Origin of the sequence: Phenylobacterium glaciei (genome assembly GCF_016772415.1) — a bacterium.
Lineage (GTDB): Bacteria > Pseudomonadota > Alphaproteobacteria > Caulobacterales > Caulobacteraceae > Phenylobacterium > Phenylobacterium glaciei.
Genome location: NZ_JAGSGD010000001.1, coordinates 156,614 through 177,548, shown reverse-complemented (window position 1 = coordinate 177,548; position 20,935 = coordinate 156,614). Strand labels below are relative to the sequence as shown.

Annotated in this window: 23 protein-coding genes; 13 read left to right on the top strand and 10 right to left on the bottom strand. The window is 68.6% G+C overall.

Features of this window, described 5'->3' with window-relative positions; all coding sequences use genetic code 11:
• The first annotated feature begins 13 nt into the window (after positions 1–13).
• From fabB to JKL49_RS00830, 3 genes are read left to right on the top strand one after another with little or no spacing between them, the layout of a single operon-like run.
• The gene (fabB, locus tag JKL49_RS00840; protein ID WP_215337527.1) at positions 14–1,225 is read left to right on the top strand and encodes a beta-ketoacyl-ACP synthase I; all 1,212 of its coding nucleotides are present in this window, start codon (positions 14–16) and stop codon (positions 1,223–1,225) included.
• 4 nt (positions 1,226–1,229) lie between these two features.
• Positions 1,230–1,688 carry a GNAT family N-acetyltransferase gene (locus tag JKL49_RS00835; protein WP_215337525.1) on the top strand — a complete coding sequence of 153 codons (459 nt, stop codon included), beginning with the start codon at positions 1,230–1,232 and terminating at the stop codon, positions 1,686–1,688.
• A gap of 10 nt (positions 1,689–1,698) precedes the next feature.
• Complete coding sequence (locus JKL49_RS00830; protein WP_215337523.1) at positions 1,699–2,520, top strand: enoyl-ACP reductase FabI; 822 nt, start codon at positions 1,699–1,701, stop codon at positions 2,518–2,520.
• Here the strand turns inward: JKL49_RS00830 and JKL49_RS00825 are convergent.
• The gene (locus JKL49_RS00825; protein WP_215337521.1) at positions 2,517–3,146 is read right to left on the bottom strand and encodes a hypothetical protein; all 630 of its coding nucleotides are present in this window, start codon (positions 3,144–3,146) and stop codon (positions 2,517–2,519) included. The genes JKL49_RS00830 and JKL49_RS00825 overlap by 4 nt on opposite strands.
• A gap of 47 nt (positions 3,147–3,193) precedes the next feature.
• Between JKL49_RS00825 and JKL49_RS00820 the strand changes: the two genes are divergently transcribed.
• On the top strand, positions 3,194–4,120 hold the full coding sequence (locus JKL49_RS00820) for a CPBP family intramembrane glutamic endopeptidase (protein WP_215337519.1): 927 nt from the start codon (positions 3,194–3,196) through the stop codon (positions 4,118–4,120).
• 155 nt (positions 4,121–4,275) lie between these two features.
• Here JKL49_RS00820 and JKL49_RS00815 read toward each other — a convergent pair whose 3' ends face one another.
• A complete protein-coding gene (locus tag JKL49_RS00815; protein ID WP_215337517.1) occupies positions 4,276–4,584 on the bottom strand; it encodes a polyhydroxyalkanoic acid system family protein in 309 nt (102 codons plus the stop codon).
• Positions 4,585–4,730: 146 nt separating this feature from the next.
• Here JKL49_RS00815 and JKL49_RS00810 point away from each other — a divergent pair, with 146 nt between their 5' ends.
• The 3 genes from JKL49_RS00810 (at position 4,731) to JKL49_RS00800 (ending at position 8,449) form a co-directional block, all read left to right on the top strand.
• Positions 4,731–5,114 (top strand): hypothetical protein, encoded by a 384-nt coding sequence (locus JKL49_RS00810; protein ID WP_215337515.1) that lies wholly within the window; start codon positions 4,731–4,733, stop codon positions 5,112–5,114.
• Positions 5,115–5,188: 74 nt separating this feature from the next.
• Positions 5,189–7,105 carry a pyrroloquinoline quinone-dependent dehydrogenase gene (locus tag JKL49_RS00805; RefSeq protein ID WP_215337513.1) on the top strand — a complete coding sequence of 639 codons (1,917 nt, stop codon included), beginning with the start codon at positions 5,189–5,191 and terminating at the stop codon, positions 7,103–7,105.
• A 66-nt stretch (positions 7,106–7,171) separates the two neighbouring features.
• Positions 7,172–8,449 carry a dicarboxylate/amino acid:cation symporter gene (locus JKL49_RS00800; RefSeq protein ID WP_215337511.1) on the top strand — a complete coding sequence of 426 codons (1,278 nt, stop codon included), beginning with the start codon at positions 7,172–7,174 and terminating at the stop codon, positions 8,447–8,449.
• A gap of 118 nt (positions 8,450–8,567) precedes the next feature.
• Here JKL49_RS00800 and JKL49_RS00795 read toward each other — a convergent pair whose 3' ends face one another.
• Genes JKL49_RS00795 through timA form a run of 3 tightly spaced genes read right to left on the bottom strand, consistent with a single transcriptional unit; the run spans position 8,568 to position 10,885 of the window.
• The gene (locus JKL49_RS00795; RefSeq protein ID WP_347340338.1) at positions 8,568–9,095 is read right to left on the bottom strand and encodes a Smr/MutS family protein; all 528 of its coding nucleotides are present in this window, start codon (positions 9,093–9,095) and stop codon (positions 8,568–8,570) included.
• Entirely contained in the window at positions 9,092–10,213 is a 1,122-nt protein-coding gene (locus JKL49_RS00790; RefSeq protein WP_347340337.1) for an MltA domain-containing protein, read from the bottom strand. Before JKL49_RS00790 ends, JKL49_RS00795 begins: the two co-directional genes overlap by 4 nt.
• A 51-nt stretch (positions 10,214–10,264) precedes the next feature.
• Entirely contained in the window at positions 10,265–10,885 is a 621-nt protein-coding gene (timA, locus tag JKL49_RS00785) for a TIM44-related membrane protein TimA (protein ID WP_215342622.1), read from the bottom strand.
• Between the two features lie 165 nt (positions 10,886–11,050).
• Between timA and secB the strand changes: the two genes are divergently transcribed.
• Complete coding sequence (secB, locus tag JKL49_RS00780) at positions 11,051–11,548, top strand: protein-export chaperone SecB (RefSeq protein ID WP_215337509.1); 498 nt, start codon at positions 11,051–11,053, stop codon at positions 11,546–11,548.
• Between the two features lie 177 nt (positions 11,549–11,725).
• Here the strand turns inward: secB and dnaQ are convergent, their stop codons facing one another.
• From dnaQ to JKL49_RS00755, 5 genes are read right to left on the bottom strand one after another with little or no spacing between them, the layout of a single operon-like run.
• Positions 11,726–12,433: a DNA polymerase III subunit epsilon gene (gene dnaQ, locus JKL49_RS00775; RefSeq protein WP_215337508.1), complete on the bottom strand. Its 708-nt coding sequence runs from the start codon at positions 12,431–12,433 to the stop codon at positions 11,726–11,728.
• Between the two features lie 42 nt (positions 12,434–12,475).
• Positions 12,476–13,099 (bottom strand): dephospho-CoA kinase, encoded by a 624-nt coding sequence (gene coaE / locus JKL49_RS00770; protein WP_215337506.1) that lies wholly within the window; start codon positions 13,097–13,099, stop codon positions 12,476–12,478.
• Between the two features lie 4 nt (positions 13,100–13,103).
• The gene (gene aroE / locus JKL49_RS00765) at positions 13,104–13,955 is read right to left on the bottom strand and encodes a shikimate dehydrogenase (RefSeq protein ID WP_215337504.1); all 852 of its coding nucleotides are present in this window, start codon (positions 13,953–13,955) and stop codon (positions 13,104–13,106) included.
• Positions 13,952–14,548, bottom strand: a complete 597-nt coding sequence (locus tag JKL49_RS00760) for a Maf family protein (protein WP_215337503.1) — start codon at positions 14,546–14,548, stop codon at positions 13,952–13,954. The genes aroE and JKL49_RS00760 overlap by 4 nt, the downstream gene beginning before the upstream one ends.
• Positions 14,545–15,393, bottom strand: coding sequence for a pyruvate, water dikinase regulatory protein (locus JKL49_RS00755; RefSeq protein WP_215337502.1), 849 nt, complete (start codon positions 15,391–15,393; stop codon positions 14,545–14,547). Before JKL49_RS00755 ends, JKL49_RS00760 begins: the two co-directional genes overlap by 4 nt.
• A gap of 515 nt (positions 15,394–15,908) precedes the next feature.
• On the opposite strand from JKL49_RS00755, the gene hemE reads away from it, so the two are divergent.
• The 5 genes from hemE (at position 15,909) to JKL49_RS00730 (ending at position 20,910) form a co-directional block, all read left to right on the top strand.
• Positions 15,909–16,940: a uroporphyrinogen decarboxylase gene (gene hemE, locus JKL49_RS00750; RefSeq protein WP_215337501.1), complete on the top strand. Its 1,032-nt coding sequence runs from the start codon at positions 15,909–15,911 to the stop codon at positions 16,938–16,940.
• Entirely contained in the window at positions 16,937–17,971 is a 1,035-nt protein-coding gene (gene hemH / locus JKL49_RS00745) for a ferrochelatase (RefSeq protein WP_215337500.1), read from the top strand. Before hemE ends, hemH begins: the two co-directional genes overlap by 4 nt.
• A 2-nt stretch (positions 17,972–17,973) precedes the next feature.
• On the top strand, positions 17,974–18,426 hold the full coding sequence (locus JKL49_RS00740) for a CopD family protein (protein ID WP_347340336.1): 453 nt from the start codon (positions 17,974–17,976) through the stop codon (positions 18,424–18,426).
• A gap of 266 nt (positions 18,427–18,692) precedes the next feature.
• Complete coding sequence (rho, locus tag JKL49_RS00735) at positions 18,693–20,102, top strand: transcription termination factor Rho (RefSeq protein ID WP_215337498.1); 1,410 nt, start codon at positions 18,693–18,695, stop codon at positions 20,100–20,102.
• A 22-nt stretch (positions 20,103–20,124) separates the two neighbouring features.
• A complete protein-coding gene (locus JKL49_RS00730; RefSeq protein WP_215337496.1) occupies positions 20,125–20,910 on the top strand; it encodes a class I SAM-dependent methyltransferase in 786 nt (261 codons plus the stop codon).
• Positions 20,911–20,935: the final 25 nt, after the last annotated feature.

Below are 20,935 nucleotides of genomic sequence, written 5' to 3'. Positions count from 1 at the left end.
TCTGGGAGCAAACATGCGCCGCGTCGTTATCACGGGTATCGGTATCGTCTCCTCAATCGGCGTGAACGCCGATGAGGTTCTCGCCTCGCTGCAAGAGGCCAGGTCAGGCATCCGGGCCGCGCCGGAATATGCTGAGCTGGGCTTCCGCAGCCAGGTCGAAGCCAAGCCCCAGCTCGACTGGGAATCCCTGGTGGACCGCCGCGCGGCCCGCTTCCTGGCCCAGGGCACCGGTTTCGCCCACATCGCCATGGAACAGGCGATCGCCGACTCCGGCCTGGAAGAAGCCGAGGTCTCCAATGTGCGCACCGGCCTGATCGTCGGCTCGGGCGGCCCCTCCACCCGGGCCATCATTGAGTCGGCCGAGACCGCCAAGACCCGCGGGCCCAAGCGCGTGGGGCCCTTCGCGGTGCCCAAGGCCATGAGCTCTGGGCCCTCGGCGACGCTCTCGACCTGGTTCAAGATCAAGGGCCTGAACTTCTCCATCTCCTCGGCCTGCGCCACCTCCACCCACTGCATCGGGGTCGGCTACGAGCAGATCGCGATGGGCAAGCAGGACGTGGTGTTCGCCGGCGGCACGGAGGAACTCGACTGGACCCTCAGCGTGCTCTTCGACGCCATGGGCGCCATGAGCTCCAACTTCAACGACACGCCCTCCGTGGCCAGCCGCGCCTATGACGCCGCCCGCGACGGTTTCGTGATCGCCGGCGGCGCGGGCCTGGTGGTGCTGGAGGAGTACGAGCACGCCAAGGCGCGCGGGGCCAAGATCTACGGTGAGATCGTCGGCTACGCCGCAAATTCCGACGGGTTCGACATGGTCGCCCCCTCCGGCGAGGGCGCCGCCCGCTGCATGAACCTGGCCATGGCTGACCTGGGTGGGCGCAAGATCGACTACCTGAACCCTCACGGCACCTCCACGCCGGTCGGCGACATGAAGGAGATGGAGGCCGTGCGTTCCGTGTTCGGGGACAAGGCGCCCCACATCTCCTCGACCAAGTCCCTCACCGGCCACAGCCTGGGGGCGGCCGGCGCCCAGGAGGCGATCTACTCCCTGCTGATGCTGAACAACGGCTTCCTGGCCGAGAGCGCCCACATCGAAAACCTCGACCCCGCCTTCGCCGACCTGCCGATCCTGAGGAAGCGCCTCGACCTGCAGGTGGAGACGGTGATGTCCAACAGCTTCGGCTTCGGCGGCACAAACGGCTGCCTGGTGATGGCCAAGGTCTAGGCGCTTGAGCGCGCCGACCTTTCGGCCCGCCCGCCGCGAGGATGTGGCGCGGATCGTCGAACTGCTGGCCGGTGACCCCCTGGGCGCGGGCCGCGAACGGTTCGAAGACCCGTTGCCCGACAGCTACTACGCCGCCTTCGACCGCATTGAGGCCAGCGACGGTAATGTTTTAACCGTCGCCGAGTTGGACGGTGTCGTGGTGGGCTGCCTGCAGATGACCTTCATCCCCGGTCTCTCCAACCAGGGGGCGGACCTGGCCCTGATCGAGGGCGTGCGCGTCGACACCACCCTGCGCAGCCAGGGTCTGGGCGGCCAGTTGATCGAATGGGCCCTGAACGCCGCCCGAGCCCGCGGCTGCCAGGCGGTGGAGCTGTTCACCCACAAGACCCGAACCGACGCCCACCGCTTCTACGACCGGCTCGGTTTCGAGCAGAGCCATGTGGGCTACCGCATCAAACTCTAGGAGAACCGCTGTGGCCGACGACTACGCGCTGCCCAAGGGCGACCTGATGAAGGGCAAGAAGGGCGTCGTCATCGGCGTCGCCAACCACCAGTCCATCGCCTGGGGTATTTCCGCCCAGCTGGCGGCCCAGGGCGCCGAACTGGCCTTCCTGCACCTGCCGGGCATGGAGCGCCGCGTTCAGCCCCTGGCCGAGAGCGTCGGCGTGAAGACCGTGGTGGCCGTCGACGCCACCGACGACGCCCAGATGGACTCAGCCTTCGCCGCGATCGAGGCCGACCTCGGGACCATCGACTTCTTCGTCCACTCCATCGCCTACGCGCCCCGGGATGAGATCAAGGGCTCCTTCGTGGAGAACACCACCCGGGCGGGCTTCCTCCAGGCCATGGATATCTCGGTGTTCAGCTTCGTCGACTGCGCCAACCGCGCCGCGCGGCTGATGCCCAACGGCGGCTCGATCATCTGCATGACCTATCTCGGCTCGGAGCGGGTGATCCCCAACTACAACACCATGGGCGTCGCCAAGGCGGGCCTGGAGGCCGCGACCCGCTACGCCGCCCGCGACCTCGGGCCAGCCAAGATCCGGGTGAACGCCATCTCGGCGGGCGCCATGCGGACCCTGTCCCTGGCGGGCATCGCCGGGGGCCGGGAGAAACTGTCCCAGGGCCGGGCCATGTCGGCCCTGAAAGAGGACACCTCCATGGAGGGGGTGGCGGGCGCGGCGCTATGGCTGCTGTCGGACCTCGGCCGCTCCACCACCGGCGAGGTGGTCCATGTCGACGCCGGTTTCCACATGATCGGCCTGCCCGACGACTTCGGCGCGGAAGGGTCCTAGAAGGGCCACCAGCTCCAGAACCAGGCGACGATCCGCGCCCAGAGGCCGTCGAAGGACTGGCCAACGGCCCTTTCCACCGCGTTCCTCGGCGGGGTCGGCACGAACCAGCTGGGGGCGGCGGGCGGGGCGCAGTTCATGCGCATGCCGACGCCCTTGAGGTAGCCCCGGCGGATTTCGCCGGCGCGGATGGCGGCCTGGACCTTCTTGTCATGGCGCGCGGCGCCGGTGAGCTTGCGGATCCAGCCGCGGAACGGCAGCAGGTGGCCGCTCTCACTGCGGACTTCCGAAATACCGGCGTCCTTGAGCGCCCCGCCGACCTTCTGGGCCCGGGTGCGGGTGTCGGGCGCCGGCGCCTCGTCGAGATCGGGACCGAGCGCGCCATCCAGCTTGCCGATCTCGGCGGCGATGGGTTCGCAGCGGCCGAGCCCCTCCATGTCATAGGGGTCGGCGCGGGCGCGCAGCAGGACATCGGGGATGCCCTTTTGCTTGAGGTTCAGGTCCTCCAGCGGGGCCATGGCGGCGTCGCGGAAGGTGTCCTTGTCCTGCATGACGCCGCGATCGGCGGCCTGGGCGGCGCCGGCGACGGACAAAAGAGTGACGGTGACGGCGAAAGAGACGGCGCGCATGGGGCCACCATAGTCGAGCTCTGCGGCGCGCGCTAACCTGCGCCCCCATGACCACCGCGCTTGATCTGCTCGCCGGCCGCGCGCCGCCGCCCTTCCTGGCAGAGACGACCGCGCGCGACCGCAATTGGCGCTGGGTGGCGCTGATGGCCGTGGTGGGTCCGCTCGCCACCATCATCATGAGCTTCCTGGTGGTGCTGGCCCTGTTCGCCAGCGGGCAGTTCGCGGGCCTGCCGCTCAATGTCATCGGCGGCGACCTGTCGGACATGCCGCGCCTGCTGAAGTCCTCGGTCTATATCTTCGAGGTGGGGATCGGCCTGGCGGCGGCGGCGGCGGGGCTGCTGCTGGCCGCGCGGCTGATCTTCAAGCGGCCCCTGCGCAGCTGGATCACTGTGGCGACCCGCTTCCGCTGGACCCTGCTCGCCTGGGGGGCGGTGGCGGGAGTCGTGGCCATCATGGTGCTGAACCTGCTCTCGGTCTTCCTGCCGCAGGGGCCCGGCGAGGCGCCGATCCTCGACGCCGGTGAACCCCTGACCCAACGCCTGGCCTATGCAGCGGCCTCGGCCCTCGGGTTCCTGATCGCCGGCTGGGCCGAGGAGGTGGTGTTCCGCGGCTACCTGCTGCAGCAGGTGGGCGCCTTCACCCGCCGGGTCTGGCTCGTGCTGCTGATCAACGGCGTGGTCTTCGCCCTCTTCCACCTGGAGTTCGATCCCGGCGCCCTGGCGGCGCGGGCCCTCCTGGGCATGGTCTTCGCCTGGGCGACCCTGCGGCTGGGCGGGCTGGAATTCGGCATCGGGGCCCACGCCACCCAGAATCTCGGCGTGGCCATGTTCGGCGAGGTGCTGCTGCCCGGCGCGCCGGAAACGACCCTCAAGCTCAGCGACCTGGGCTTCGAACTGGTGCTGGCGGCGGTGATCCTGGCCTGCGTCGAGTGGCTGTATCGGCGGCGCAGCCTTGCCGTACCGGCCTTAGCCTGACAGCCGCTCATCCCGGCGAAGGCCGGGACCCAGGTGAAACCCACTTCCATCTCAGAAGGGTCCGCAACCCGGGTCCTGGATCACCCCTTTCCGCTCCGGATGAATCTGGGTCCCGGCCTTTGCCGGGATGAGCTGGAAAACGCTCAGGCGCACCTCTACTTCAGCAGCAGCTGGCCTTCCTTCTGGACCCGACCCTTGATCTTGCCGGCCAGCAGGGCGAGCACGTTGGGCAGGTTGATGGTCATCAGCACCGCGGCCTCCTGCACGTCCAGGTGGCCGGTGATCTGCTGACCCATGGCGGCGACGGCGAAGTCCATGCGGTCGCCGGTCCAGGTCTTGGTGAGCGCCTTGGCGGCGGCCTCTCCGAACTGCTGGCTGATCTTGCCGAACCCCTCTTCGATCCGCTGGCGCGCGACGGCGGCGCCCAGGTCGTGGGGGATGGTGATGGTGATGGGCTTGCTCATGACGGACCCTCTGACGTGACCCCTAGTAACGGCCTGGAGCGACTTCAGGTCCACCCCGGAACAAACGCCGTCCCTGTGGATTGTTTTATCAGAATCTTAAATCGGGCGGGGCCGTCGTGGCGTCTACAGTTCAGAAAATCTGCGGAATGGTCGGGGCCCTGGCCCTGATGAGCTTCGCGGGCGCCGCCCACGCCCAGAGCGTTTGCCAGGGTTCGGCCCCGTCGGTCGGCGTCGAAATCCACGGCCCGGTCCTGCAGGTCCTCGACTCCGAACGCCTCTGCGTCGCTCTGGGCGCCACCCCCGACCAGTGGGTCGAGGTCCGTCTCGCCCCCGAACCGCTGCAGAAGACCTCAGCCTACCCGGCCAATCGCGGCTCGCTGATGGCCGTGGCCTTCGCCCAGAACATCACCTGCAAGATCGTCGGCGCCGAGGGTGGCCTGCCGGTCGCGACCTGCAAGGTCGATGATCAGTCCGTCCGCGCTCTGACCCGCCAGCCCGCCGCCTATACCGCCGGCCAGGCCTGGCGCTAGCCGCTCGTCCCCGCGGACCCGCCGCTCGTCCCAAAGCGCTTTTCCGCCACCAGGTCTGACGCTCACCTGAGCCGATGACCCGACACGCCCTGCCCCTGATCGCCGCCGCCAGCCTCGCCGCCTGCTCCGCGCCCCGCGTCGCGCCCGCCCCCGACGCCGGCTGGTCCCACTACGGCGGCGACGCCGGCGGCCAGCGCTACTCAACCGCCGCCCAGATCACGCCGCAGAACGTCAAGCGGCTGAAGCCCGTCTGGACCTTCTCCACCGGCGACATGACCACCAAGGGCGGCGCCATGCGGCGCGCCGCCTTCGAGGTGACGCCCATCCTGGCGGCGGGACGCCTCTACCTCTGCTCGCCCTTCAACGAGGCCAGCTCCATCGATCCGGCGACCGGCAAGTCCCTGTGGCGCTTCGATCCGAAGCTGAAAACCGACATCGGTTACCCCAACGACTACAACTGCCGGGGCCTGGCCTATTGGAAGAACCCCACCGCGCCGGCGAACGCGCCCTGCGCCGAGCGGATCTTCATGAACACCAACGACCGGCGGCTGTTCGCCCTGGACGCGGCCACCGGCCGGGCCTGCGCCGGCTTCGGCATGGAGGGCTGGGTCGCGGCCATCCCCGGGGTGCGCCTGACACGCCCGGGCGGCGCCCAGATCACCTCGCCGCCGGTGGTGACGCGAGGCCTGGTGATCGTCGGCTCCTCTATCGACGACAACCAGAAGGTCGACGAGACCTCCGGCGCAGTCCACGCCTTCGACGCGGTGACGGGTGTGCTCAAGTGGACGTTCGATCCCCTGGACAGCGTGCGGCCGGCTGTCCGCGCGGGCGCCGCCAATGTCTGGGCGCCGATGTCGGTGGATGAGGCGCGGGGCCTCGTTTTCCTGCCCACCTCCAGCGCCAGCCCGGATTTCTACGGCGCCGCGCGGCCAGGCGACGGGGGCCACGCCAATTCGGTTGTGGCGCTGAAGGCCGCCACCGGCGAACTGGCCTGGGGCTTCCAGACCACCCACCACGACGTCTGGGACTATGACCTGCCGGCCCAGCCGACCCTGGCGAGCGTCACCTATCAGGGCGTCACCTCGCCGGCCGTGATCCAGACCACCAAGCAGGGCCTGCTCTTCACCCTCAACCGCGACACCGGCGCGCCCGTGATCCCGGTGGTGGAGCGGCCCACACCCCAGGGCGGCGCCATTGGCGAGAGCCTGTCGCCGACCCAGCCCTTCCCGCTCGCGCCAAAGTCCCTGGCGCCCAACAAAATCCGTCCCGAAGACGCCTTCGGCCTGACCCCTTGGGATCGCGCCGCCTGCCGCAAGCTGCTGGAGGGCGCTCGCAACGAGGGGCTCTACACGCCGCCCACCACCCAGGGGACGATCATCTATCCCTTCACCGGCGGCGGCTCGAACTGGGGCGGCATCGCCTTCGATCCGGGCCGGCAGATCGTCTACGCCAACACCTCCAGCGCCCTGCACAAGGTGACCCTGATCCCGGCCGGGGATGTGAAAGCCGCCAGCGCCGCCCAGCCGGACGTGGAGATCGGCCCCAACGAAGGCGCCCGCTACGGCATGAAGCGCGAGCTGCTGCGCTCGCCGCTCGGCCTGCCCTGCAATCCACCGCCCTGGGGCGAGCTCTCGGCCATCGACATGCACGACGGCAGGGTGCTGTGGCGTGTGCCGCTGGGGACCACGCGGGACCTGGCGCCCGGCTCGCAGCTGTTCATGAAGGGGACCGGCACCCCCAACTTTGGTGGTCCCATCGTCACCGGCGGCGGGATCGTCTTCATCGGCGCGGCCATGGACAACTATCTGCGCGCCTTTGACGCCCGCACCGGCCAGGAACTCTGGAAGGGCCGCCTGCCGGCCGGTGGGCAGGCCACCCCCATGACCTATGTCTGGAAGGGCCGGCAATATGTGGTGATCGCCGCCGGCGGCCACTCCAAGTCCGACACCAAGCGCGGCGACCAGGTGGTGGCCTTCGCCCTGCCCAACTAGGGACCCGCGACGGCCTGGCGCGTGTTTTCGCTGGCGTGGCGGCGAAAGCCCGGTGAATCTGACCTCATGACCCTGACGACCCGCGTTCTCATCGGCCTGATGGCCGGCCTCGCCGCCGGCGCCGCCGTCGCCAGCCTCCTCCCGGCCTACGCACCGCAGATCATCGCGGTGGCCGAGCCGGCCGGCGGAGTCTGGCTGGACGCCCTGCGGATGACCATCATCCCCCTGGTCTTCGCCCTGCTGGTGACCGGGGTGGCCCAGGCCGCCGACACCGCCCGGGCCGGGGGCGACGCGGCCAAGACGCTGGGCCTGTTCGCCGTCTTGCTGGTGCTGTCGGCCGCCTTTGCCGCCGTCGCCACCCCGGCCCTGCTGGCCGTCTGGCCCGCCCCGGCCGAGGCCGCCCAGGCCCTGCGCGCCTCGGCCCACGCCGCCCAAGGCGAAATCCCGCCGACGCCTGCCATCGAGGAGATGATCAAGAGCTTCATCCCCACCAATCCGGTGAAGGTCGCCGCCGACGGGGCCATGGCCCCCCTGGTGGTCTTCGCCCTGGTGTTCGGCCTGGCCGCCACCCGGATCAGCGCCGAAAAGCGCGCCTCCCTCTTCGGGTTCTTCGACGCGGTGAAGGACGCCATGATGACCCTGGTCCACTGGGTGCTGTGGGCCGCACCGTTCGGCGTGTTCGCGCTCGCCCTGGTCACCGGCGCGCGGACGGGCCTGGGGGCCGTCGGCATCCTGGGCCACTACGTCATCATCGTCTCGATCATGTGCCTGAGCATGGCGGTGATCGCCACGATCCTGGCGGTGGTGTTCGGCAAGGTCCCGCTCATGGCCTTCGTCCGCGCCATGATCCCGGTGGAGGCGGTGGCCATTTCGACCCAGTCGTCCCTGGCCTCCATGCCCGCCATGCTCGACACCGCCCAGAAGCTCGGCGTCCCGGAGAAAGTGCGCGGCATGGTCCTGCCCATGGCCGTGGCCCTGTTCCGCATGACCAGCCCGGCCGGCAACATGGCCGTGGTGATCTATGTCGCCCACATCTACGGCGTTCACCTGACGCCGCTGGTGCTAATGGTGGGCGTCCTGGTGGCCGCCACGGTCAGCCTGGCCGCGGTCGGCATCGCCAGCGCCGTGACCTTCTTCACCACACTGGGCCCGATCTCCATGGCCATGGGCGTCCCCATGGAGCTCTTACCCCTGCTGCTGGCGGTGGAGACCCTGCCCGACATCTCGCGGACCATCGGCAATGTCACCGCCGACGTGGCGGTCACCACCATCGCCGCGGAATGGAGCCTGGAGGAGGACGCCGAGGATCTGGCGCAGGCACAGGCACAGGCGCAGGCACGCTAGCCAAAAACCCGCTCATCCCGGCGAAGGCCGGGACCCAGATACACTCACGGTTTTCAGGTTTCCAATCCGAGATCGTGACTTACGACCTCGGCCCCGGCCTTCGCCGGGGTGAGCGGGGCTAGGTCCGCGTCTTCCGCTTCAGCGCCACATAGAGCGCGCCCTCGCCGCCGTGGTTGCGGTGGGCTTCGGAGATACCGGCCACCACCTCGCGCAGAACGGGCGCCGAGAGCCATTCCGGGGTCATCTTGCGCAGCACTCCGCCGCCCCGCGCGCCCTTGCCGGTGATCACCAGCACCGCCCGGTCACCCCGGTTCCAGGCGCCGACGACAAAACCCTCCAGCGCCGACTTGGCCTGCATCTGGTCCATGCCGTGCAGGTCGATGCGGCCGCCGATCTCCTCGCGGGCCTTGGCGATGCGGTGCTTGCGGCCCGGCTCGATCTCGTCTGGCCCCAGCCAGGGATGCGGCGGGCGCTTGGGGGGCGCCTTCTCCGGAATGGGAATGCGGGCGGCCGGCGCATTGTGGTCGATCTGGGCGGCGAGCGCGTCGCGTTCAGCCTTGGAGACCGCACGGCCCGGCATGGGGTGGACCGTGGCCGCCACCATGGACCAGAGCCTTTGCTCCTCGGGCCGGATCGGGCGTTTCACCGCCCGGGACCGACCCGGGGAACCAGGCGGTGCATTCGCAGGGTGTGGCGCACACGGCCGGCCTCGGCGCCGGCGCGCTGGCCCTGGCCCAGATAGAGGTCGGCGCGGACCTCACCCTTGATGGCCCCGCCCACGTCCAGCGCCGTCACCATCCGCCGATAGGTGGGGAAGGCGCCATTGAGGATCGGTGCGACCCCGTCGATCCAGAACAGCTCACCTGTGGCATGCCGGCTCGGGTCCACCGCGATGGCGCGGCCGGAGGGCAGAGGGATGCCCGCCGAACCGGTGGGCGGACGGCCGTCGTCGGGGGCCAGGGTGAAAAAGACATAGCGCGGGTTCAGCCGCATGACCGCGTCGGCCTGCGGTCCCCGATGGTCGGCCAGCCATTGTCGAATAGCTTCGCCCGAGGTGTTGTTGGCCGCCAGCAGACCCTTGTCGCGCATGGGATTGGCGATGCCGGTGAAGGTCTGGCCGTTGGTGGCGGAAAACAGCACCTTCATCCGCTTGCCGTCCGGATAGGTGACCACCCCCGAGCCCTGGACCTGCAGGAAGAACAGCTCCTCGGGCCGCATCCAGGCCAGCACCTGGGCCGGAGCCGAGGTTTCGATGGCGGTGCGGTCAGGATAGGGGCCGAGCTTGCCGTCGGGTCCCCGCTGCTGGGCGTCTCGGCCGCCTTGGCCGCTGGCCACCAGGTCGGCGGGCTTGGGCCGGACGGGAGCCGAGAACTCGGCGTCCGGCTTGGCGCGCGCCTCATATTCCGGGGCGTAGTAGGCGGTCAGGACGCCATCGCCGGGCAGGGCCTCAGGCCGGAAATTGTCCTCGAAGAAGGCGCGGGCCTCGGCCTCAGGCAGCAGGGGCCGCGACCGCGCCCGGCGGCAGACCTCCCCCATGGCCGCATCGCGCGAGGCGCCGCAGGTGGACCGATAGGCTTCGAAGGCGCCGGCATGATCCTCGGCGGCCCAGCCCGGCAGGTCGCTGAACTGTTCCAGGATCGGCGCTGGGGCCGGCGCGGGAGTCGGACGCGGGGCCGGATAGGGGCTGGGGCGTGGCCTGGCGGTGGCGCAGGCGGCGAGCGTCAGGGCGCAGGCCACAGCCAGGAGGATTTTCAACGGGGCCACGAGCGGGGACTCCAGGCTGGACCGGCGGCGAGCCGGGGTGAGCGGGTGGTCCTACGCCTCGGCGGCGTCGACGCGGACGAGGATCCAGTTGGGGTCGCGGCTCTTAAGATTGCGTTCGAAGGTCCACAGTTCGGCTGTGCGGCGATCGTCGACCCCCTCGCCCTCGGGGCCCTTGGTGCGGCTGCGGAACTCGGCCAGGAAGCGGACGGTGACCTGGGCGGTGTCGCCCGTCACATCGGCCTTCTCCAGGTCGGCGCGGGGCGGATGGGAAAACTCCACCACCTCGGTGCGGCCTTCGGTCTCACGCCGGGCGATCTCGGCGTCGAAGCTGGCCAGGATGCCGGGCGCCAGCAGATTGCGCAGGGTGTCGCGGTCGCCGGCGGCGAAGGCGGTGACCACCATCTCGTAGGCGCTCTTGGCGCCGCCGAGGAAGCGGGAGAGATCGAAACTGCTGTCGCGGGCGCGCACCGCAGCCAGGCCAGAGAGGGCCACGCCCTCGGCGGCCTCCGCGGCCTGGGGCTCCTCGCCCTCCAGCCGCGCGGGTTTGACGGTGGCCAGGGCTGGATCTCCCGCATTGTCCTCCGGCTGACGGCCAACCCTGCGGCCCAGCACCGAATAGAGCTGGAACAGCACGACGACCGCGAGGCCTGCAAAGATGATCAGCTCTAAGATCGGCAAAACACTATCGCTTCGTTGGAGACGGGGGGTGGAGCCTAATATAGGACGTTGCAACGCCTCCGTCAGGGGCGACGTTGCATCGGCGAAAGTCGCATGATAGCAGCGCCGGTCCAAACAGGGCGTGAATGGACGTCCTTAGAGCACGGAATCTTCGCCACCATGAGCGACACTGACGCGGCCGGCCAGGAAAACGGCGCCGATATCGGCCTGCCTGAGCCTGGAATCCGGATTCTCGCCCAATTCATCCGCGATCTCAGCTTCGAGAACCCGCGGGCCCCCGACAGCCTGCGCGCCGGCGCCAACCAGCCCTCCATCGATATGGGCGTGGAAATGAACGCCCGGGGCCGTGATGACGGGTTCTTCGAGGTGGACCTGAAGCTTTCGGCCCGCGCGACCCGCGAGGACGGCCCGGTCTTCCACGTCGAACTGCTCTATGGCGGGGTTTTCGAGATTTCCGGCGTCCCCACCGAGGAGCTGGAAGCGGTGCTGCTGGTGGAGTGCCCGCGGTTCCTGTTCCCCTTCGCCCGCCGGGTGATCGCCGACGTGACGTCGGACGGCGGCTTCCCGCCCTTCCTGCTCGACCCCATCGATTTCGCCGGGGTCTATGCGGCCCGCAAGGCCCAGGCCGACGGCGCGACCCAGGTCGGCAACGCTTAGCCCAACACCCTTCTCCCCTTGCGGGAGAAGGTGGCCCTGCGGAGCAGGGTCGGATGAGGGGTCGATAGACCTCTCGGGCTAGGGCGTTGCAGGGACTACGGAGAGGGGAGCGTGACCCCTCATCCGACCGGTCTCCGACCGGCCACCTTCTCCCGCAAGGGGAGAAGGATAATGAACTCAAAGCCCGAAACGCACCCAGAGCTCTTCGTTCTTCAGGACGTCGCGGATGAAGGCGGCGTGGATTTCGCGTTCCGCCTCGGTGGAGCGTGACGCCAGCGGCCGGGGCCGGGCGCCATAGGTCGAGGGGTTGGCCACCGCATAGGCCGCGGTGTCCTGCGCCTGGGTGGTGAGCTCGAGGCTGCGTTCGCGGCCACCCTTCAGCTCAAGATAGACCGCGGCCAGCAAGCGGGCGTCGATCAGAGCGCCGTGCTTTTCCCGCTCCGACAGCGAGATCTTGAAGCGCTTGCAGAGCGCGTCCAGCGAATTGGCCATGCCCGGGAAACGCTTGCGAGCCAGGGCCAGGGTGTCGATCCAGCGCGGCTCCTCGACCATCTGCAGGCCGCAGACCCCCAGCTCGTGGTTGATGAAGGCGCGGTCGAAGGTGGCGTTGTGGGCGATCAGCGGCGCGTCGCCGACAAAATCGAGAAAAGCCTGGCTGACCTCGGGATGAGCGAACTTCGGCTTGCCCCGCAGGAAGGCGCTCGACAGGCCGTGCACCCGCTCGGCGTCCGGCGGCATGTCGCGCTCGGGGTCGATATAGACGTGGAAATGCCGGCCCGTGGGCAGGAAGTCGTCGATCTCCAGGCAGGCGATTTCCACCAGCCGGTGGCCGAGGTGCGGCTCGAATCCGGTCGTCTCGGTGTCCATGACGATTTCGCGGGCCATGGCTTTAGATGACCCGCTTCGATCGGCGTTTCAACCGAGGCGTCACGTCGCGGGCGCGGTCTTCTGGGGACGGCGCGCCGGATCTCGGAGGGTGGCGATGATCTCATGCACCTGGGCCCGGGCGTGGTCGAGGCCATGACCGGTCTCGACGATGAAGTGCGCCCGCTTACGCTTTTCGCTGTCGTGCAGCTGGCGCTTGAGGATGTCGTCCAGACGTTCGGCGGTCCAGCCGGGCCGGGCCAGGACCCGGGCGCGCTGCTGATCCTCCGGCGCGGAGGCCACCACCACGGCGTCCATATTGGCCTGGCCGCCGGTCTCGAACAGCAGGGGGATGTCCATCACCACCATGTCGGCCTTGGCCGCTTCCGCGCGGGCGAAGAACGCCATGCGGTCGGCGCCCATCAGCGGATGGACCACCGAATTCAGCTTGGCCATGGCCGCATCGTCCCCCAGCACCCGCTGGCGCAGGGCCTCGCGGTCGACGGCGCCGTCCTTGGTCACGCCAGGAAAGGCGGCCTCCAGCGGTTCGACGGCCGCGCCGCCCTTCAGATAGAGGTCGGCCACAACGGCGTCGGCGTCATAGACGGGGATCCCCGCCTCGCGGAACATGGTCGCGGTGGTGGATTTCCCCATCCCGATGGAGCCGGTGAGACCGATCATCAGCATTGTTTCAGAGCCCCAGGGCTTGTTTGGCGAGGGTTCGGACATCGACACTGGTGGGCGGCGTCTGGCCGAAGAAGGCGTGGAAGGCGGGTATGGCCTGGCCGATCAGCATCTCCAGCCCGTCCACGGTATGGCGGCCCAGCGCTTGCGCCTGCGCCAGGAACGGGGTGAGCAGCGGCTTGTAGACCATGTCCATCACCACCGCCGTCTCCGGCGTGGCGGCGATCGGCAGGTCGAGGCTGCCGGTTCCGGACAGTCCGGCCGAGGTAGCGTTGATCAGGGCGCCGACACCGGCAAAGGCGAGCCCCGCCTGGTCCAGGCCGTAGGCGCGCACGGTCGGACCCAGATCGGCGGCGATCTCCTCGGCCCGCGCCACGGTGCGGTTGATAACGCGGATATCGGTCGCCCCGGCGCTGAGAAAGGCCGCGGCCGCGCCCCGCGCGCCCCCGCCCGCGCCGAGTATGGCCACCGGCGCGGCGGCCGGCTCGAAGCCCGGCGCCTGGACTGCGAAGGCGGCCAGCAGGCCCAGGCCATCGGTATTGTCGGCCAGGATCGCGCCGTCGGCGCGGAACACCAGGACATTCGCCGCCTGGGCCAAACGGGCCCGATCGCTGACCTCGTCGGCCAGGGACAGCGCCATGGTCTTGAAGGGCACGGTGACGTTCAGGCCTGCCACCGAACCGCCCCGCAGGCCCCGGACGAAGGTTTCGAAGGCCTCCGGCCTCACGGCGAAGGGCGCATACACCCCATCGATCCCCGCCGCCGCCAGCCAGGCGTTGTGCAGGATGGGGCTCATCGAATGGGCGATGGGCTGGCCCACCACGCCGGCCACCCGGGTGGCGCCGGTGATCCTGGTCATACCGAGAGCGCCCCGTGCTTACGCAGCAGATCCAGCAGGCCCAGCAGCGGCAGGCCCAGGATGGCGAAATAGTCGCCCTCGATCTTGGAGAACAGCTGGGCGCCGTGGCTTTCCAGACGGTAGCAGCCCACCGAGCCCAGCGCTTCCTCACCCTCGGCGATCAGGTAGGCTTCCAGGAAGTCGTCGCTGAAGTCGCGCATGGTGAGCGTGCAGGTGGCGACCTCGCGCCAGATCGGCTGGCCGTCCTTGGCGACGACCACGGCGGAATGCAGTTTGTGCGGCTTGCCGCGCAGCAGCTTCAGCCGGGCCCGCGCAGCCTCGACGGTCTCGGCCTTGTCATAGAGCCCGCCCTCGAACTCCAGGGTCTGGTCGGCGCCGATCACGAAGCCGGGCCGGCCGCGCGAGATCTTCACCGCCTTCAGTTCGGCCAGCGCATCGGCGACGTCGCGGGGCGTGCCCCCCTGGCCCAGCAGGGCGGTCTTCACCGCGTCCTCGTCGACACCGGAGACGTGGATTTCGAAGGGGACACCCGCCCCGGTCAGCACGGCGGTGCGCGCGGCGCTCTTCGACGCCAGGATAATGGGTCCACTCATCCCAGCACCTCGATCTGGCCGTGGCCGCCGTTCAGCAGGTTCAGCACCGCGGCGGCCGTCTCCTCGACGCTGCGGCGGGTGACGTCGATCACCGGCCATTCCATCCGCTCATACAGCCGGCGGGCCAGCACCGTCTCCTCGCGGACCGCCTCGATATCGATATAGCTGGAGTCGCGGTCTTCCTTGAGGCTCAGAAGCCGGTTGCGGCGGATCTGGATCAGCCGGTCGGGGGAGATGGTCAGGCCGACGATCAGGGCGTTCTTCAGGGTCAGCAGCTTTTCGGTCGGCGGCCGCCCCGGCACCAGGGGCACATTGGCGGCGCGGACCCCGCGGTGGGCCAGATAGATGCAGGTGGGCGTCTTCGACGTCCGCGAGACCCCCACCAGCACCACATCGGCCTGGTCCAGGTCCTGGCCGCCCTGGCCGTCGTCGTGGCCGATCGCGTAGTTCAGCGCGTCCATGCGGTTGAAATAGTCATTGTCCAGGGCGTGCTGCACCCCCACCCGCCGGGTCAGGGCCGCGCCCAGATAGCGCGACAGGGCCGAGACCAGCGGGTCGAGCGCCGGGATGCAGGCCATGTCCAGCTTACGGCAGCCCTCTTCCAGGGCCGCCCGCAGCTCGTCATCGACGATGGTGTGGATCACCACGCCCGGCGCGGCCTCGATATCGGTGAGCGCCCGCTCCAGCTGCCGGGGCGAGCGGACCAGGGCGTAGATGTGCTCGATGGGCAGGACATTCTCGAACCGGGCGCAGACGGCGCGGGCCATGGCGTTGAGGGTCTCGCCGGTGGAGTCGGAGACCAGGTGCACATGGAAATAGGTGGCGTAGCGCGAGGCTGAGGTCATGGGGTCTCGAAACGCTGGTGCGTCGAAATATCTGGGGACAGAGGAGTCGATACCTTCTTAGCGAAGCTGCGCGCGCTTGGGGAGAACTGCGGCCATTTCCCGCGCCAATCCGGCGGGCCGGGGATAGCGGGCGCCCTTCGGGGTGTTTGAGTCGGGCTCGCCCGCCGTCTGTCCCTGCGGCGTGGACGCGCCAACCCCAAACCGGGGGCGGCGGCGAACGACTCCTGTTCGTTCACCCCGAGCGGGGCCTTGAGGTTAATGAATCGTTAAGGCCGATCAGCACGTTAAGACTCTATTAACACAATCCACAGCGTGGCCGCTGGCCTGCGGATGAAGGTGGCGTCTCCTGGGGAAAGGGAGTCGATGCGGGGTGCGACACCGGGCTTTGTCCCCGGCTTGCCCAGGCCCTACCGCTACCTCTTCATCCAAGATTCTATTTCTTAGAAAGGTAGAAGGGCAGTCGGGAAGAACAGGCGGGCTTGAGGTTGGAGCCCGAAGCCGGTTTAACGCCGTCCATGCCGAACAGTTCAGAACCCCGCCTGCTCCGGGCGCTTGCCGGAGAAACCCTGGATCGCCCGCCGGTCTGGTTCATGCGTCAGGCGGGACGCTCCCTGCCCGAGTACCGGGAGCTGCGAACCCGGGCCAAGGACTTCATCGCCTTCTGCCACAATCCGGAGATGGCCGCCGAGGCTACGATGCAGCCGATGCGCCGCTTCCCCCTGGACGCCGCCATCGTCTTCGCCGACATCCTGCTGATCCCCCAGGCGCTGGGCCAGGAAGTCTGGTTCGAGACGGGCGAGGGGCCGAGGCTCGGCGAACTGCCCTCCATCGAAAGCATGGCTGACCAGATCGAGGCCTCCACCGGCCGCCTTTCGGCCATCGGCGAGACGCTCTCCCGGGTCCGCGCCGAGCTGGAGCCGGACCGCGCCCTGATCGGCTTCGCCGGCGCCCCCTGGACCGTGGCCACCTACATGATCGAAGGCCGCGGCTCCGACCGCTCCGGGGCCCGGACCTATGCCTACCAGCATCCGGAGAAGCTGGACCGGCTGCTTGAGGTGTTGGTGGACGCCACCGCCCGCTACCTGGTGATGCAGGCGAAGTCCGGCGCCCAGGTGCTGAAGCTGTTCGAAAGCTGGGCGGAAGGCCTGGCCGAGGATGTCTTCGAACGCATCGTCATCAAACCGCACACCGCCATCATCGAGAAGGTCCGCGCCGCCGGCGTGGACGTGCCCTTCATCGGCTTCCCGCGCAGCGCCGGGGCCCTCGTGGAGAACTATGCCGCCCGCGTGCCGGTCAACTGCGTCGCCCTCGACACCCAGGCCCCGGCTGTCCTTGGCCAGAAGATCCAGGACAGCGGCAAGACCATCCAGGGCGCGCTCGACAACCTGCTGCTGCGGGCCGGCGGCCCGGCGCTGGACGCCCGGGTCGACGCTCTGATCGAGCAGTGGAACTCCGGCCCCTACATCTTCAACCTCGGCCATGGCGTCCTGCCCGACACCCCCATCGAGCATATCGAGCGCACGATCCGCCGGGTGACCGGCAAATGAGCCGCGTCGCCGTCGTCCTGTTCAACCTTGGCGGTCCGGATGGCCCGGACGCCGTGCGGCCGTTCCTGTACAACCTGTTCAAGGACCCGGCGATCATCAGCGTGCCAGCGATCCTGCGCTATCCGCTCGCCGCCCTGATCTCTTCGCGTCGCGAGACCTCCGCCCAGGCCAACTACAACATCATGGGCGGCGCCTCGCCCCTGCTGCCGGAGACGCAGAAGCAGGCCGCGGCCCTGGATGCCGCGCTCGCCGTGGCCCGGCCCGACCTGACCGTGAAGTCCTTCATCGCCATGCGCTATTGGAAGCCCTTCGCTGACCAGACGGCCCAGGAGGTGGCGGCTTTCGCCCCCGACGAGATCGTCCTGCTGCCGCTCTATCCCCAGTACTCCACCACCACCACCGCCTCGTCCCTGCAGGACTGGGCCAAGGCCTATAAGGGCCCCGGCCGCGCCCGCACCGTCTGCTGCTATCCCACCGCCAAGGGGGTTGTGGAGGGCCACGCCACCGCCATCCGCGACACCTGGGTGAAGGCCGGAAAGCCCGCCAATGTCCGCCTGCTGTTCTCCGCCCACGGCCTGCCCGAGAAGGTGATCGCGGGTGGCGACCCCTACCAGGCGCAGATCGAGGCCACGGCCGCTGCGGTGGCCGCCCAGGTCCCCGAGCTCACCGACTGGCGTGTCTGCTATCAGAGCCGGGTGGGCCCACTGAAATGGATCGGCCCCTCCACGGTCGATGAGATCCACGTGGCCGGCGAACAGGGGGTGGGCCTGCTGATCACGCCGATCGCCTTCGTCTCCGAACACATAGAGACCCTGGTGGAGCTGGACCACGAATATGCCGAGCTGGCGGTGCAACAGGGGGTGGCCCCCTATCTGCGTGCCCCGGCGCTGGGGGTCGAACAGGCCTTCATCACGGCCCTTGTCGACACCGTCGACCACGCCCTGGCGCGGGCCGGCGGGGCCGCGCCGGAGGGGGCATGGCTTTGCCCGGCCCGCTATGGCAAGTGCGGCCGGTCTGTAAAGGGAACCTGATCGTGGACTACAACCTGCTGCGCGGCCTGCACATCATCTCGGTGATCGCCTGGATGGCCGGGATCATGTACCTGCCCCGGCTGTTTGCCTACCACGCCGAGGCCCTGCCCGGCGGCGAGATGGACAAGACCTTCCAGACCATGGAGCTCAAGCTCTATCGGATCATCATGGGTCCGGCGATGGTGGCGGCCTGGGTGTTCGGCCTGGCCCTGATCTATGTGAACGCCACCCAGATCCGCGGCGGCTGGGACTATCTCCAGCAGCCCTGGATGATCACCAAGCTGGCGGGGATTATCTTCCTGACCGGCTGGCACCACTTCCTGGGCGCCGCCCGCAAGAAGTTCGTCGCCGGGACCAATACGCGCAACGCCCGCTTCTGGAAGATGACCAACGAACTGCCCTTCATCGCCGCAGTCATCATGGTCCTGGCGGTGACGACCGAGTTCGGCAGCTAGCGGATTCATCTGCCGCGCGCCGGACGGGAATCCTTGACCCGACCCGCGCGATGTGGTTCCGCTGAACCCACATGGCGTCGCGCAACGCGAAGTCATGCCCCGCCCTATCTCCGGCGACGCGCGCTTCCCCAATTTTAAGCTGCTGCGTCCCGGCCCCTGAACACCCCGGCGAGTCTCAAGGCCCGCCCTAGACGTTTCAAGTTTGCTCGACGCCCGAGGACTGTCTCAAGTCCAGGGCGCGCCGAGCCGTATTCAAGGCAATACCCATGTCCGAAGAAAACATCTCCGATACCCTCGACGCCGAAGACTCCGCCCTCGACCAGGCGATGGACGCCCAGGTCGCCGCGGCGCAGGAGACCGGCGACGACGATGATGATGGCGAGCTTTCCGCCGCCATCGCCGCCCTGGGCATCACCCGGATGTCCCTCCAGGAGCTGAAGGACAAGTCGCCCGTCGACCTGCTGGCCTTCGCTGAGAAGCTGGAGATCGAGAACGCCAACTCCATGCGCAAGCAGGACATGATGTTCGCGATCCTCAAGACGTTGGCTGAGGAAGGCATCGAGATTTCCGGCTCCGGCACCCTGGAAGTGGTGTCCGACGGCTTCGGCTTCCTGCGCTCGCCGGAAGCCAACTACCTGCCCGGCCCCGACGACATCTATGTCAGCCCTTCGCAGATCCGGAAGTTCGGCCTGCGCACCGGCGACACCGTGGACGGCGCCATCCGCGCGCCCCGCGAGGGCGAGCGCTACTTCGCCCTCATCAAGGTCGATCTCACCAACTTCGAGAACCCCGAGAACGTCCGCCACAAGGTGCTGTTCGACAACCTGACCCCGCTCTATCCCGACGAGCGGCTGAAGATGGAAATCGAAGACCCGACCCTGAAGGACCGCTCCGGCCGGCTGATCGATATCGTCGCCCCGCTCGGGAAGGGCCAGCGCTGCCTGATCGTCGCCCCGCCTCGGGTGGGTAAGACGGTCATGCTGCAGAACATCGCCAAGTCCATCGCGGTGAACCACCCCGAGTGCTACCTGATCGTGCTGCTGATCGACGAGCGGCCCGAAGAAGTCACCGACATGCAGCGCACCGTGGTGGGCGAGGTGATCTCCTCGACCTTCGACGAACCCGCCACCCGCCACGTCCAGGTCGCCGAGATGGTGATCGAGAAGGCCAAGCGCCTGGTGGAGCACAAGCGCGACGTCATCATCCTGCTGGATAGCGTCACCCGTCTCGGCCGCGCCTACAACACCGTGGTCCCCTCCTCGGGCAAGGTGCTGACCGGTGGTGTGGACGCCAACGCCCTGCAACGCCCCAAGCGCTTCTTCGGCGCAGCGCGGAACATCGAGGAAGGCGGCTCGCTGACCATCATCTCCACGGCCCTGATCGACACGGGCAGCCGGATGGATGAAGTCATCTTCGAAGAGTTCAAGGGCACCGGTAACTCGGAAATCATCCTGGACCGCAAGGTCGCCGACAAGCGCATCTTCCCGGCCATCGACGTGCTGAAGTCCGGCACCCGCAAGGAAGAGCTGATCACCCCGAAGGACCAGCTTCAGAAGACCTACGTCCTGCGCCGCATCCTCAACCCCATGGGGGCCCAGGACGCCATCGAGTTCCTGTTGGACAAGCTGCGCCAGAACAAGAACAACGAAGAATTCTTCCAGTCGATGAACACCTAACGAGCCCGAGGGAGCGGGGGCGGTGAGCGAGAGCTACATCATCTCCGGCGGGATGGCCGGGGCCGCGCGGCTCTCGGTCCTGTCCCAGGCCATGGCCGAGGCGACGGGCAGCCTGCTCGACCGGGTGGGCATCCCTGCCGGCGCCCGCATTCTGGATGTCGGTTGCGGTGGGGGCGACGTGACCCGCGAGCTGGCGTCGCGGACCTCGGGCCAGGTGATCGGCCTGGACCTCGACGAGATCAAGATCTCCATGGCGGCCCAGGATTCGCCGGCCAATGTCGCGTTCCAGGTGGGCGGCTATGAGCGCGCCGAGCACCTCGGCCCCTTCGACGTCATCTATGCTCGCTTCCTGCTCTCCCATCTGACAAGGCCGGCAGACGCCGTGGCGGTTTTCGAGCGCGCCCTGGTCCCCGACGGCCTGCTGGTGGTGGAGGACGTGGAGTTTTCCGCCCACATCTGCGAGCCGACCCGGGCCAGCTTCCGGCACTTCGTGCAGTGGTACGTCGCTTCAGCCCACAAGCGCGGCGCGGACCCGGAGATCGGCCCCAAGCTGCCGGCCTTCCTCGGCCGCGCCGGGTTCATCGGCATTGAGGCCCGGATGGTGCAGCCGGCGGCCCTGACGGGTCCGGTCAAGGCCATGGCGGCGCTGACCCTGGCTGGAATCTCCGAAGCTGTTGAATCCATGGGTGTTTCACGTGAAACCCTGGTCGATTACATCTCCGACCTCGTGAAGGCGCGGGATGACCCGTCGGTCTTCATGAGCCTGCCGCGGATCACCCAGGCCTGGGGCTGGAAGCGGGAGGTCTGACGGAGAGGCCCTAGCCCCCTCCGTC

What these genes read in the sequence shown, in the direction of transcription:
- fabB (WP_215337527.1), top strand. Translation starts at nt 14, where the DNA reads ATGCGCCGCGTCGTTATCACGGGTATCGGTATCGTCTCCTCAATCGGC.
- JKL49_RS00825 (WP_215337521.1), bottom strand. Translation starts at nt 3,146, where the DNA reads ATGCGCGCCGTCTCTTTCGCCGTCACCGTCACTCTTTTGTCCGTCGCC.
- JKL49_RS00820 (WP_215337519.1), top strand. Translation starts at nt 3,194, where the DNA reads ATGACCACCGCGCTTGATCTGCTCGCCGGCCGCGCGCCGCCGCCCTTC.
- JKL49_RS00815 (WP_215337517.1), bottom strand. Translation starts at nt 4,584, where the DNA reads ATGAGCAAGCCCATCACCATCACCATCCCCCACGACCTGGGCGCCGCC.
- JKL49_RS00810 (WP_215337515.1), top strand. Translation starts at nt 4,731, where the DNA reads ATGGTCGGGGCCCTGGCCCTGATGAGCTTCGCGGGCGCCGCCCACGCC.
- JKL49_RS00805 (WP_215337513.1), top strand. Translation starts at nt 5,189, where the DNA reads ATGACCCGACACGCCCTGCCCCTGATCGCCGCCGCCAGCCTCGCCGCC.
- JKL49_RS00800 (WP_215337511.1), top strand. Translation starts at nt 7,172, where the DNA reads ATGACCCTGACGACCCGCGTTCTCATCGGCCTGATGGCCGGCCTCGCC.
- secB (WP_215337509.1), top strand. Translation starts at nt 11,051, where the DNA reads ATGAGCGACACTGACGCGGCCGGCCAGGAAAACGGCGCCGATATCGGC.
- dnaQ (WP_215337508.1), bottom strand. Translation starts at nt 12,433, where the DNA reads ATGGCCCGCGAAATCGTCATGGACACCGAGACGACCGGATTCGAGCCG.
- coaE (WP_215337506.1), bottom strand. Translation starts at nt 13,099, where the DNA reads ATGCTGATGATCGGTCTCACCGGCTCCATCGGGATGGGGAAATCCACC.
- aroE (WP_215337504.1), bottom strand. Translation starts at nt 13,955, where the DNA reads ATGACCAGGATCACCGGCGCCACCCGGGTGGCCGGCGTGGTGGGCCAG.
- JKL49_RS00760 (WP_215337503.1), bottom strand. Translation starts at nt 14,548, where the DNA reads ATGAGTGGACCCATTATCCTGGCGTCGAAGAGCGCCGCGCGCACCGCC.
- JKL49_RS00755 (WP_215337502.1), bottom strand. Translation starts at nt 15,393, where the DNA reads ATGACCTCAGCCTCGCGCTACGCCACCTATTTCCATGTGCACCTGGTC.
- hemE (WP_215337501.1), top strand. Translation starts at nt 15,909, where the DNA reads ATGCCGAACAGTTCAGAACCCCGCCTGCTCCGGGCGCTTGCCGGAGAA.
- hemH (WP_215337500.1), top strand. Translation starts at nt 16,937, where the DNA reads ATGAGCCGCGTCGCCGTCGTCCTGTTCAACCTTGGCGGTCCGGATGGC.
- rho (WP_215337498.1), top strand. Translation starts at nt 18,693, where the DNA reads ATGTCCGAAGAAAACATCTCCGATACCCTCGACGCCGAAGACTCCGCC.